This is a genomic window from Streptomyces sp. CLV115 (genome assembly GCF_038448545.1).
Classification (GTDB): domain Bacteria; phylum Actinomycetota; class Actinomycetes; order Streptomycetales; family Streptomycetaceae; genus Streptomyces; species Streptomyces sanglieri.
The window spans coordinates 18688-31609 of record NZ_JBCEWQ010000044.1; the positions used below are offsets into that span (position 1 = coordinate 18688).

At 70.4% G+C, this 12922-nt stretch carries 9 protein-coding genes; 2 read left to right on the plus strand and 7 right to left on the minus strand.

From position 1 onward, the window contains the following. The 4 genes from AADR41_RS17410 to dusB all read right to left on the minus strand — a co-directional run bounded on the left by AADR41_RS17410 (position 1) and on the right by dusB (position 6586). Positions 1-414: a VOC family protein gene (locus AADR41_RS17410; RefSeq protein WP_342282325.1), complete on the minus strand. Its 414-nt coding sequence runs from the start codon at positions 412-414 to the stop codon at positions 1-3. Between the two features lie 142 nt (positions 415-556). Next, entirely contained in the window at positions 557-1531 is a 975-nt protein-coding gene (locus AADR41_RS17415) for an ArsR/SmtB family transcription factor (RefSeq protein ID WP_342282326.1), read from the minus strand. A gap of 555 nt (positions 1532-2086) precedes the next feature. After that, positions 2087-4834, minus strand: coding sequence for a pyruvate, phosphate dikinase (ppdK, locus tag AADR41_RS17420; protein WP_342282327.1), 2748 nt, complete (start codon positions 4832-4834; stop codon positions 2087-2089). 603 nt (positions 4835-5437) lie between these two features. Beyond that, a complete protein-coding gene (gene dusB / locus AADR41_RS17425) occupies positions 5438-6586 on the minus strand; it encodes a tRNA dihydrouridine synthase DusB (protein ID WP_342282328.1) in 1149 nt (382 codons plus the stop codon). 70 nt (positions 6587-6656) lie between these two features. Between dusB and AADR41_RS17430 the strand changes: the two genes are divergently transcribed. Beyond that, entirely contained in the window at positions 6657-8141 is a 1485-nt protein-coding gene (locus AADR41_RS17430; protein ID WP_342282329.1) for an MFS transporter, read from the plus strand. Here AADR41_RS17430 and AADR41_RS17435 read toward each other — a convergent pair. After that, positions 8114-9031, minus strand: coding sequence for an MmyB family transcriptional regulator (locus AADR41_RS17435; protein ID WP_342282330.1), 918 nt, complete (start codon positions 9029-9031; stop codon positions 8114-8116). The genes AADR41_RS17430 and AADR41_RS17435 overlap by 28 nt on opposite strands. Positions 9032-9132: 101 nt before the next feature. On the opposite strand from AADR41_RS17435, the gene AADR41_RS17440 reads away from it, so the two are divergent. Further along, positions 9133-10602 (plus strand): MFS transporter, encoded by a 1470-nt coding sequence (locus AADR41_RS17440; RefSeq protein ID WP_446751063.1) that lies wholly within the window; start codon positions 9133-9135, stop codon positions 10600-10602. Positions 10603-10691: 89 nt separating this feature from the next. Here AADR41_RS17440 and AADR41_RS17445 read toward each other — a convergent pair whose 3' ends face one another. Both AADR41_RS17445 and AADR41_RS17450 read right to left on the minus strand, forming a co-directional pair. Next, positions 10692-10928 carry a DUF6243 family protein gene (locus AADR41_RS17445; RefSeq protein WP_342282331.1) on the minus strand — a complete coding sequence of 79 codons (237 nt, stop codon included), beginning with the start codon at positions 10926-10928 and terminating at the stop codon, positions 10692-10694. Between the two features lie 458 nt (positions 10929-11386). Beyond that, positions 11387-12769, minus strand: coding sequence for a glycine--tRNA ligase (locus AADR41_RS17450; RefSeq protein ID WP_342282332.1), 1383 nt, complete (start codon positions 12767-12769; stop codon positions 11387-11389). Positions 12770-12922: the final 153 nt, after the last annotated feature.

The following is a 12922-nucleotide window of genomic DNA, read 5'->3' on the forward strand; positions in this document are numbered from 1 at the left end:
TCAGCCCTGCCGGTCCTCGACGGCGGCCGGGTCCATCCACATGACCTCCCAGATGTGGTGGTTCGGGTCCTGGAAGGAACGGCCGTACATGTGGCCGTAGTCGACCGGCTCGTTGGCGGGCGATCCGCCGGAGGCGAGGGCGGCGTCGACCAGCTCGTCCACCTTCTCCCTGCTCTCGGCGCTCAGGGCGAGGATCACCTCGGTGGACTTCGCGGAGTCGGCGATCTCCTTCTTGGTGAAGTCCTTGAAGCGCGGCTCGGTGAGGAGCATCGCGAAGATGGTGTCGCTGATGACGAGGCACGCCGTGTTCTCGTCGGAGAACTGCGGGTTGCACGAGAAGCCCAGCTTGCCGAAGAAGGCCTTGGTCGCTTCGAGGTCCTTGACCGGCAGGTTGACGAAGATCATCTGAGGCATGGTCGCTTCGCTCTCTCTTGTTCGAACGTGTACGACAGGTAGACGGCGGGGCCTGCGGGAACTCATCGCCGCCGGCGGAAAAACTTTCGCCGCCCCCAGCCTCCCCTCGCCGCCCGGACCCGGCCACCCGGTCGCCCCGTTCTCAGGACAGGGCGAGCGGGGCGCCGCCCCGGAGCAGCGAGCCGCCCAGCGGCGTGAGTGTGTGCAGGACCGATCCGCCGTGCCGCAGGGTGTGTATCAGGCCCGCCTCGCGCAGCACGCAGGCGTGCTGGCTCGCCGAGGCGAGGGACACCCCGGCCCGCAGCGCGAGCTCGCTGGTCGTGCAGCCGTTGCCGATGGCGCTCAGGACCGTCGAGCGGGTGTTGCCGAGGAGCCGGCCGAGCCAGGGGCCCGGTCCGGCGAAGACGGGGGCGCGGGAGTGGGTGACCGGGTAGACGAGGACCGGCGGGAGTCTCGGGTCGCGGTAGACGACCGGGGTGACGCGGCAGAAGAAGGACGGCTGGAGCAGCAGTCCGCGCCCGTCCAGGCGGACCTCGCGGTCGACGGGGTAGTCCGCCTCCAGCACGGGGGGCCGCCAGCGGATCATCGGCGGGAGGGAGGCGAGCAGCTCGTGCGCGCCGCCGTCCAGGAGGGCGCGGCCGCGGACGGCGCGGTCGGCCTCGACGCTGGCCCGGATGTGCGGCCAGTAGGGCTCGATGGCGGCGCGGTGGTAGGCGCGCAGCGCGTCGACGAGCCGGCCCGGCGCTTCGGTGCGGCCGTCCGGGGAGCCGTACGCGTCGCGGCGTTCGGCGCCGAGCAGGGCGAGTTCGGCCCGGATCCGAGCGGGCGGGGTCTCGCGCAATGCCTGCATTCCCGCGTCGATGCCGTACGGCTCGCCGCTTTCCTGAGAAGGCGTCAGGAAATCCGGGAAATAGCCGCGCGGTGGAATCACGGCGGACAGCAGGCGTACTTCACCATTCAACCGAGGCCGGGTTTCCGTACGCCATTTCCCGAACACCGCGGAACCGCGCCGGTCCCGCAGCCGATGGAAACTCAGAGCGGTTTCCCACAGCGCGTCGGGCCGGGTGGCCATCCGCACCCTGGAAAGGTCCACTCCGGACATATGGATACGCAGCACCGGTCCCCCACCTGTTGCACCTGCAATTACCCCCACCCCAGGGTAGGTGATCCGTAACAGCACGTCACCACGGGGTTTCGGCCAGAGGTGAAACGCCTCGCACCCGCACGGCATCACCCGAAAAGCTGTACGGCGTCGGGTACGAATCCGGCGCCACCGGAAGGGCGAGTGAAGGCCGTGGGGGGTTTTGCTCGCCCGGCGGCGGTGGACGACGGTGCGGCTCCGTGCCCGACGGGGGTAACCCGGGTGCGGCCCATGGATGGGGATCCATGGGCCGCGTCCCGGTCCGTTCCCGGCCCGGCTCTTTGCGTATTGAACGAACTTTGCGTAATGCGCGAAGATGTGTAATGCACAGAGAAAAAGCACAACGCCGCACAACGATTTCCCCGGAACAGAACAGGACGGCGGCACCCCCGCACAGGGTGCCGCCGTCCTCGGGTGTTCCGGAGTCGCCGTCGGGCCGGTGAGGGTGGTGCCCGGCCGACGGCGGCTCCGTCAAAGGGTCATGGATTCACCGCGTCGAAGGTTCACGGAGCCGGTGGACCCGGTGCCGGTTCAGCGGCTGTCGCTGCCGGTCGAGCCCGCCGCCGCACGGCCCGCTTCGAGCCGGGCGACGGGGATGCGGAAGGGGGAGCAGGAGACGTAGTCCAGACCCACCTCGTGGAAGAAGTGCACCGACTCCGGGTCTCCGCCGTGCTCGCCGCAGACGCCGAGCTTCAGGTCCGGGCGGGTGGCCCGGCCGGCCTCGACGGCGCTGCGGACCAGCGAGCCGACGCCGTCCTTGTCGATCGTCTCGAACGGCGACACCCCGAAGATGCCCTTCTCCAGGTACGCGGTGAAGAACGAGGCCTCCACGTCGTCGCGGGAGAAGCCCCAGACCGTCTGGGTCAGGTCGTTCGTGCCGAAGGAGAAGAACTGCGCGGCCTCGGCGATCTGGCCCGCGGTCAGCGCGGCGCGCGGCAGCTCGATCATCGTGCCGATGGTGAGCTTCAGCCGGGTGCCGGTGGCGGCCTCGACGTCGGCGATGACCTGGTCGGCCTCCTCGCGGACGATCTCCAGCTCCTGGACCGTGCCGACGAGCGGAATCATGATCTCCGCGCGCGGGTCACCCTTGGCGTTCTTGCGCTCGGCCGCGGCCTCGGCGATCGCCCGTACCTGCATGGCGAACAGACCGGGGATGACGAGCCCGAGGCGTACCCCGCGCAGGCCCAGCATCGGGTTCTGCTCGTGCAGCTTGTGCACGGCCTGGAGCAGGCGCAGATCGTTCTCGTTGGCGTCCTTGCGGGACTCGGCGAGCGCGACCCGTACCGAGAGCTCGGTGATGTCGGGCAGGAACTCGTGCAGCGGCGGGTCGAGCAGCCGCACGGTGACGGGCAGTCCGTCCATCGCCTCGAACAGCTCGATGAAGTCGGCCTTCTGGAGCGGGAGCAGCTCCTCCAGCGCGGTTTCGCGCTCGGCGTCGGTGTCCGCGAGGATCAGCTTCTCGACCATCTCGCGGCGCTCGCCGAGGAACATGTGCTCGGTGCGGCACAGGCCGATGCCCTGGGCGCCGAAGCGGCGGGCCCGCAGCGCGTCCTCGGCGTTGTCGGCGTTGGCCCGCACCCGCAGCCGGCGCACCCGGTCCGCGTACGCCATGATCCGGTGCACGGCGGCGACCAGCTCGTCGGCGTCGTCGGCGCCGGCGTGCATCCGGCCCTCGAAGTACTCGACGACCGGGGACGGCACGACGGGGACCTCACCGAGGTACACCTTGCCGGTGGAGCCGTCGATGGAGACGACGTCGCCCTCCTCGACGACCCGGCCGCCCACCGTCATCCGGCGGCGCTTGGTGTCGACCTCAAGGTCCTCGGCGCCGCAGACACAGGTCTTGCCCATGCCGCGGGCGACGACGGCCGCGTGCGAGGTCTTGCCGCCGCGCGAGGTCAGGATGCCCTCGGCCGCGATCATGCCGTCGAGGTCGTCGGGGTTGGTCTCGCGGCGGATCAGGATGACCTTCTCGCCGGAGCGGGACCACTTGACCGCGGTGTACGAGTCGAAGACGGCCTTGCCGACCGCGGCGCCCGGCGAGGCGGCGATGCCGCGGCCCAGCAGCTCGGTCCTCGCGTCGTCGTCGAAGCGCGGGAACATCAGCTGCGCCAGCTGCGCGCCGTTGACCCGCTGGAGCGCCTCGGCCTCGTCGATCAGGCCCTGGTCGACGAGCTGGGTCGCGATCCGGAAGGCGGCACCGGCGGTGCGCTTGCCGACCCGGGTCTGGAGCATCCACAGCTGGCCGCGCTCGATGGTGAACTCGATGTCGCACAGGTCCTTGTAGTGCGTTTCGAGGGTCTTCATGATCTGCATCAGCTGGTCGTACGACTTCTTGTCGATCGACTCCAGCTCGGCGAGCGGCACGGTGTTGCGGATACCGGCGACGACGTCCTCGCCCTGCGCGTTCTGCAGGTAGTCGCCGTACACGCCCTGGTGGCCGCTGGCCGGGTCGCGGGTGAACGCGACGCCCGTACCGGAGTCGGGGCCGAGGTTGCCGAAGACCATCGAGCAGACGTTGACGGCCGTGCCCAGGTCGCCGGGGATGCGCTCCTGGCGGCGGTAGAGCTTGGCCCGGTCGGTGTTCCACGAGTCGAAGACGGCCTTTATGGCCAGGTCCATCTGCTCGCGCGGGTCCTGCGGGAAGTCGCGTCCGGCGTCCCGCGCGACGATCTTCTTGAACTGCTTGACCAGCTTCTTCAGGTCGGCCGCGTCGAGGTCGACGTCGACGGTGACGCCCTTGGCCTCCTTGGCCGCCTCCAGCGCCTCCTCGAAGAGGTCGCCGTCGACGCCGAGGACGGTCTTGCCGAACATCTGGATGAGGCGGCGGTAGGAGTCCCACGCGAACCGCTCGTCGCCGGCCTGGGCGGTGAGACCGACCACGGACTCGTCGGAGAGACCGATGTTGAGGACCGTGTCCATCATGCCGGGCATCGAGAACTTCGCGCCGGAGCGGACCGAGACCAGCAGCGGATCGTCGGCCTGGCCGAGCTTCTTGCCCATCTGTGCTTCGAGGGCGTCGAGATGCGCGCTGACCTCGGCGCGGAGCGCGGTCGGTTCCTCACCGCTCTCCAGGTAGACCTTGCACGCCTCGGTGGTGATGGTGAATCCCGGAGGGACGGGAAGCCCGAGGTTGGTCATCTCGGCGAGGTTCGCGCCCTTGCCGCCGAGGAGGTCCTTCAGATCCTTGTTGCCCTCGGTGAAGTCATAAACGAACTTCTCGCCCTTGAGCTCCGGGGATTCCGGGGTGGCTACGTGGGGATCTTTGTTTTCCGACACGGGTCTCGACTCCTCGAGGACGCGGTGGCTGCCCTGACGGCGAGGAACATACCCAGATCGAAGGTGTCTGGGTACGTCCACTTGTGCGTCATGAGGCCTCAACCACCCGTCCGCCAGCAGATCGAAAGTGACGCGATCCGTAGCCCGATCGGCAGCATTCGTTCACTTCTTGAACACATAAACACCGAGAGCCACGGAAATCCGCCATTTTGATGACGCTACGCAGCGGAAGCGTCGATCGATCAAAGTGGAGGCCCTTGGCACCCAGTGCCATCATTTGAGAAATGCAGCTCTCAAAATTGCGCTCATCTGAGCGCATCGGCTCTCAGGGTGGCGAGAATCACTCTACGGTCGACGCTCAGATGTCACCATCCGGACGCCCGATCGGCAACCGCCCGTCACGTCGCGATCACCAATACGGAACCAAGGGGAGGCGGAGTCACCGCGCGACGCCCGTTTCCGACTCGTTCGAGTCGCGTCCCGACCGAACCACCGCCGATTCCGGCCGAATACTGCGCTCACATGAGCGAGGTAAAAGAAGAGGCACGCGGTGCCTGTGGCGCCGCGTGCCCGAGAGCTGCCCGGAAGACCGGGCGGACCCCCTCAGCCGCCCGAGGTGTCCAGCTCCGCGTCCGGGCTCACGCCCGCGCAGTCGTACGGGTCCTTCAGCCAGCCGTCCGGCAGCACCACGCGGTTGTTGCCCGAGGTGCGCCCGCGCGGCCCGTCCGCGCCGTCCGGCCACGGCTGGTCCAGGTCCAGCTCCCGCAGCTGTCCGCCGAGCTCCTCCAGCGAGGAGGTGACCGCGAGCCTCTTGCGCATCTCCGAGCCGACCGAGAAGCCCTTGAGGTACCAGGCCACGTGCTTGCGGAAGTCGATCACGCCGCGCGTCTCGTCGCCGATCCACTCCCCCAGCAGCGTCGCGTGCCGCAGCATCACATCGGCGACCTCGCGGAGCCCCGGCGCCTGCCGCGCCCCCGTGCCCTCGAACTCGCTCACCAGGTCGCCGAAGAGCCAGGGACGGCCCAGGCAGCCCCGGCCCACGACCACACCGTCGCAGCCGGTCTCGCGCATCATCCGGCGGGCGTCGTCCGCGCACCAGATGTCGCCGTTGCCGAGGACGGGGATCTCCGGGACGTGCTCCTTCAGACGCGCGACGGCGTCCCAGTCGGCGGTGCCGCCGTAGTGCTGGGCGGCCGTCCTGCCGTGCAGGGCGACGGCCGTGACGCCCTCCTCGACCGCGATCCGGCCCGCGTCCAGGTAGGTCATGTGGTCGTCGTCGATGCCCTTGCGCATCTTGATGGTGACCGGCAGATCACCCGCGTTGGAGACCGCCTGGTTGAGGATCGCGCGCAGCAGCGGCCGCTTGTACGGGAGCGCCGAGCCACCGCCCTTGCGGGTCACCTTGGGGACCGGGCAGCCGAAGTTCAGGTCGATGTGGTCGGCGAGGTCCTCGTCGACGATCATGCGGACGGCCTTGCCGACGGTGACCGGGTCGACTCCGTACAGCTGGATCGAGCGCGGGGTCTCGCTCGCGTCGAAGTGGATCAGCTGCATGGTCTTCTCGTTGCGCTCGACCAGCGCCCGCGTGGTGATCATCTCGCTGACGAACAGCCCCTTGCCGCCGGAGAACTCCCGGCACAGGGTGCGGAAAGGGGCGTTGGTGATGCCGGCCATGGGGGCGAGCACCACCGGCGGCTGCACGGTGTGCGGGCCGATCCGGAGCAGCGGGAGCGAGGGGGCGAGCGTGGTCATTGCTCCATTGTCGCGTACGGATCGGGGCTCCCCGGCAGCGGATTTCATTAGTTAACCGTACTATCCATGTATGCCCGAGCTCAGCCACCGCCGCCGGCAGTTGGTACTGGCGATCTGCTGCATGAGTCTGCTGATCGTCAGTCTCGACAACACCGTGCTCAACGTCGCCCTCCCGTCCATGCAGAAGGAACTGCACGCCACCGTCGCGGGCATGCAGTGGACGATCGACGCCTACACCCTCGTACTGGCCTCGCTGCTGATGCTCGCGGGCTCCACCGCCGACCGGATCGGGCGCCGGAAGATCTTCAAGATCGGGCTCGTCCTGTTCACCCTCGGTTCGCTGCTCTGCTCCGTGGCGCCGAACCTGGAGTCCCTGGTGGCGTTCCGGATGGTGCAGGCGGTGGGCGGCTCGATGCTCAACCCGGTCGCGATGTCGATCATCACCAACACCTTCACCGACCCGCGCGAGCGGGCCCGTGCCATCGGGGTGTGGGGCGGCGTCGTCGGCATCTCCATGGCGGCGGGACCGGTGGTCGGCGGTCTGCTGGTGGACTCGGTGGGCTGGCGGTCCATCTTCTGGATCAATCTGCCGGTCGGCCTCGCCGCGCTGCTGCTCACCTGGCGGTACGTCCCCGAGTCCCGCGCCCCGAAGCCGCGCCGGCCCGACCCGGTGGGGCAGCTGCTGGTGATGGCGCTGCTCGGTTCACTGACGTACGCGATCATCGAGGCGCCCTCGGCCGGGTGGACCTCGGCCCGCATCCTGGCCTTCGCGGCGCTCGCAGCGTGCTCGCTCGTCGGCCTGCTGCTGTACGAGCCCCGGCGGGCCGAGCCCCTGATCGATCTGCGGTTCTTCCACAGCGCCCCGTTCAGCGGTGCCACCGTCATAGCGGTCAGCGCCTTCGCCGCACTGAGCGGGTTCCTCTTCCTCAACACCCTGTACCTGCAGAACGTGCGCGGGCTGAGCGCGCTGCACGCCGGTCTGTACATGCTGCCGATGGCGGCCCTGACCTTCGTCTGCGCACCGCTGTCCGGGCGGCTCGTCGGCAACCGCGGGCCCCGGCTCTCGCTGCTCGTGGCGGGCGTGGCCATGACGGCGTGCGGGCTGCTGTTCGCCGCGTTCGACGCGGAGACGGACAACGCCCTGCTGTTCACCGGCTATGTGCTGTTCGGCCTCGGCTTCGGCATGGTGAACGCGCCGATCACCAACACGGCCGTCTCCGGGATGCCCCGCTCGCAGGCCGGGGTGGCGGCCGCGGTCGCCTCGACCAGCCGGCAGATCGGCGGGACGCTGGGGGTCGCCGTGATCGGTGCGGTGCTGGCGGCCGGGGTGGCCGGCACCGGGTCGCCGCGCGGCGCCGCCTACGCCGAGGCCTTCGTGGACGCGAGCACGCCCGCCTGGTGGATCCTCGCCGGTTGCGGGCTGTGCGTCCTGCTGGTGGGGGCCCTGACCAGCGGGCGCTGGGCGCGGGGGACGGCGCTGCGGACCGCGCAGCGGCTGGAGCGGCCGGCGGACGTCCCGGCCGGGAATCAGACGTCGGCGGGCTCCAAGGCCTGAAGCCGTTCGAGGCGCTCCCTGGTCTCCTCGTCGGCGGGCGCGTACGTCACCATCCGCGGCCCGCGCGACGGGCCGAGCCACAGGTCGGTGTGTTCGACGCGGAGCAGTCCGACGTGGGCGTTGCGGAAGACCTTCGTCCGGCTGCCCGCGCCGACCACCTCGTGCCGGGCCCAGATCTCCCGGAACTCCGCGGACGACTCCTCCAGCCGCCCCAGGAGCGCCTTCCAGGCGGGCTCGGCCAGGTGCTCGGCCATCGCCCCGCGGAACTTGGCGGCCATCAGCCGGAGCACCTCGGGAAGGTCGACGACGGAGGAGCGCCACTGCGCGTCGGTGTAGGCGAGGATCATGCAGTTGCGGTCCTCGGGGGCGACCGCCTCCAGGTCGCAGAGCAGCCTGCCGTAGGTCCGGTTGTACGCGAGGATGTCGTAGCGGCTGTTCTGGATGCAGGCCGGGATGGGGTCCAGCTGCCGCAGCATCTCGCGCAGCCCCGGGGTCACGCTCGGGCAGTCCGCGCCCGGTGACGGGTCGACGGCGCCGGCGAGCGAGAAGAGATGGCCGCGCTCGCTGCGGTCGAGCAGCAGGGCGCGGGCCAGCGCGTCGAGCACCTGGGGCGAGACCTGGATGTCGCGGGCCTGTTCCAGCCAGGTGTACCAGGTGACGCCCACGGCGGAGAGCTGGGCGACCTCCTCGCGGCGCAGGCCGGGGGTGCGCCTGCGGCGGCCCCGGGGCAGGCCGACCTGTTCGGGGGTGATGCGCTCACGGCGGCTGCGCAGGAAGTCCGCGAGTTCGTGCCGCCGGACATCGGGCTCGAAGGGCCCGCCGCGCCCCTGGGCCGGCGGAACCCCGGGTACCACGCGCACCTCGGGCAGTTCGCTCGCCATCGTCGCCATGCCTCCAGCCTGCCGAACCGCTCGGCGCTCTGCCAGGTGCTCCTTGTACCAGGATAAAGACACTCTGGTACCAGGCTGGTAAGGCCGCGATTCTCGATGGCGTGAGTGAATCAACTGTACGGACGCAACCCTCCGCCACCGCCGACGCCGTGGTGCGGCACGACCACCCCGATCCGGTGCTCGGCGCGCTCGGACTGTTCACCGTGCTGCTCGGTGCGGCGCTGCCGCTCATCGACTTCTTCATCGTGAACGTCGCCCTGCCGACGATCGACCACGATCTGGCCGCGGGCCCCGCCCTGCTCGAACTGGTCGTCGCGGGCTACGGCCTCTCCTACGCCGTGCTGCTCGTCCTCGGCGGCCGGCTCGGGGACATGGCCGGGCGGCGCCGGCTCTTCCTGCTGGGCATGGCCGCCTTCGGGGTCACCTCGCTCGCCTGCGGCCTCGCCCCCGACGCCTGGACGCTGGTGGCGGCGCGGGTGGCCCAGGGCGCCGCGGCCGCGCTGATGCTGCCGCAGGTGCTCGCGACCATCCAGGCGGCCACGTCGGGCCACCGGCGGGCCCGGGCGATGGGCCTGTACGGGGCGACGGCCGGACTCTCCATGGTGGCGGGCCAGATCCTCGGCGGTGTCCTCGTCGCCGCCGCGCCGCTGTCGTCGGTGTTCGGCGAGAGCGCGGGCTGGCGTTCGGTGTTCCTGGTGAACGTTCCGGTGGCGGCGGTGGGGCTGGTGCTGGCCGCCCGCGCCGTGCCGGAGACCCGCTCCGAGCGGCCCGCGCCGGTCGACGTGCCGGGCACGCTGCTGCTGACCGTGTCGCTGGTGACGCTGCTCGCCCCGCTGACGGAGGGGCGCGCCGCGGGCTGGCCGCTGTGGACCTGGGTCTCGCTGGCCCTGTTCCCGTTCGCCGGTTACGCGTTCTACCGGGTGGAGCGGCGGGCCGACCGCCGCGGGCTGACCCCGCTGGTGCCGCCGAGCCTGCTGCGGCTGGAGTCGCTGCGCCGCGGGCTGGCGCTGGTGGTGCCGTTCTCGATCGGCTTCGGCGGCTTCATGTTCGTCATCGCGGTCGCCCTCCAGCAGGGGCTGGAGCTGGGTCCGGCCGCGGCCGGGCTGTCGATGGCGCCGATGGCGGCGGCGTTCTTCGTGGCGTCGCTGGCCGGTCCGCGGCTGATCCTGCGGTACGGCAGCCGGGTCGTGACGGCCGGCGGGCTGATCCAGGCGACGGGGGTGCTGGTGCTGGCGATCACCGTGTGGCGCGAGTGGTCCGGTCTCGGGGCACTGGGGCTGCTGCCGGGGGTCGCGATCGCGGGGTTCGGGCAGGGGCTCCAGCTGCCCGTCCTGTTCCGGATCGTGCTCTCCGACGTACCGGCCGCGCGGGCCGGGGTGGGCGGCGGGGTGATGACGACGACCCAGCAGGCCGCGCTGGCCCTGGGGGTCGCCACGCTCGGCACGCTGTTCCTCGCCCTGGTCCCGGGCGCCGGGATGCGGGACGCGCTGGCCGTGACGCTGCTGGTGCAGCTGGCCGCGGTGGTGCTGACGACGCTGCTGAGCCTGCGGCTGCCGCGCAGGGTGGCGTGAGCGCGGGGCGGTCACGGGGCGCGGACAAGGGCGTGGGCCCGGATCACGAGGTGATCCGGGCCCACGGTCGTACGGGTGGTGAGGAGGCGTCAGCTCTCGGCCGGGGCGTCCTGCCCGGACGCGTCCGCGGCACCGTCCGCCGGGGCCGCCTCGGGGGCGGTGCCGGACTGGGCGCGCTCGCGCATCCTGCGCAGCAGCTCCTGCTTCTGGTCGGCCGCCGCCTTGCGGTCGGTGTTGCGGGCGCCGCCCGCGCCCTGCTGATCGGCGCGGGACAGCTTCTTGCGCTGTCCGCCCACACCGAGAAGGTTGTTACGGCTCTTGGCCACGGCGTTCTCCGGTTCGTAGTGCGAAGTGAGGTCTCAGGCGACCTGGAAGGGGTCCGGTGGGCGGCGGGTGGTCGAACCCGCCGCGCTCTCACTCGTAGATCTGGAAGAACGAAGACATGCCGGAACCGTACCCCGGTCCGGTGCGCACCCGCACCGGCTTTTGGGCCCGGCTCCCGCGCCGGGTGGTCGGCCGGACGGGCCGACGGTCGCCCGATGGGCCTCGGCCGGATGCTCCCGGCCCCGGACCGGGGCGGGGCGGGCACCGCACCCGTTCGCCCCGGCCGCAGGTGTCCCGGCCCGGCTGCCGCCGCACCCCGACTTGCGCACGTGGACGCATCGGGTGACCCCGCCGGTGTCATTGACGGCATCGGGGGCCTCCTGGGTGGGGGCGCCCGGTGCGCGACGAAGCCCCCGGTTCCGTACGGGGAACCGGGGGCTTCGTCGGTGCGGTCGATACGTCAGCAGCCGATCAGGCGGGCGCCGAGGTAGGCCTGGATCTGGTCCAGGGAGACGCGCTCCTGCTTCATGGTGTCGCGCTCGCGCACGGTCACCGCGTTGTCGTCGAGGGTGTCGAAGTCGACCGTGACGCAGAACGGCGTACCGATCTCGTCCTGACGGCGGTAGCGGCGGCCGATGGCGCCCGCGTCGTCGAACTCGATGTTCCAGTTCTTCCGCAGGTCGGCCGCGAGGCCCTTGGCCTTCGGCGACAGCTGCGGGTTGCGGGACAGCGGCAGGACGGCGACCTTGACCGGCGCCAGACGCGGGTCGAGACGCATCACGGTGCGCTTCTCCATGACGCCCTTGGCGTTGGGCGCCTCGTCCTCGATGTAGGCATCGAGGAGGAAGGCGAGCATCGCGCGGCCGACACCGGCCGCCGGCTCGATGACGTACGGGGTCCAGCGCTCACCGGCCTCCTGGTCGAAGAACACCAGGTCGGTGCCGGAGGCCTTGGAGTGCGCCTTGAGGTCGTAGTCCGTGCGGTTGGCGACGCCCTCCAGCTCACCCCACTCGCTGCCGCCGAAGCGGAAGCGGTACTCGATGTCGGCGGTGCGCTTGGAGTAGTGGGAGAGCTTCTCCGCCGGGTGCTCGAACCAGCGCATGTTCTCCTCGCGCATGCCGAGGTCCGTGTACCAGTTCCAGCGCTGGTCCATCCAGTACTGCTGCCACTCCTCGTCGTCGCCCGGCTTGACGAAGAACTCCATCTCCATCTGCTCGAACTCGCGGGTGCGGAAGATGAAGTTGCCCGGAGTGATCTCGTTCCGGAACGACTTGCCCATCTGGGCGATGCCGAACGGCGGCTTCTTGCGCGAGGTCTGCAGCACCTGGCCGAAGTTGGTGAAGATGCCCTGGGCGGTCTCGGGACGCAGATACGCGACCGAGCCGGAGTCCTGGGTCGGGCCGAGGTGGGTGGAGAGCAGGCCCGAGAACTGCTTGGGCTCGGTGAAGGTGCCCTTGTTGCCGCAGTTGGGGCAGTTCAGCTCGGTCAGCCCGTTCGCGGGCGCGTGACCGTGCTTCTCCTCGTACGCCTCCTCCAGGTGGTCGGCGCGGAAGCGCTTGTGGCAGGAGGTGCACTCGGTCAGCGGGTCGGTGAACGTGGCGACGTGGCCGGAGGCGGACCAGACCTCGGGGGCGAGGATGACCGACGAGTCGAGACCGACCACGTCCTCGCGCGAGGTGACCATGTAGCGCCACCACTGGCGCTTGAGGTTCTCCTTCATCTCGACACCCAGCGGCCCGTAGTCCCAGGCGGCGCGCTGACCGCCGTAGATCTCACTGCACGGGTAGACGAAGCCACGGCGCTTGCTCAGGCTGACGATGGAGTCGATCTTGTCGGCGGCCACGGTGCTCTCTTCATTGCGACGAAATGGGACAGGGTGCGGCGCGAAGCGCCTCGGTGGGGGGTGGTGTTCGGGAGACGGGCGGGCGAATGACTCAGATTACCGGCGGGGACGGCCCCTGGATCAAATCGGTACCGGCGCCGTCGGCCGGGAAGT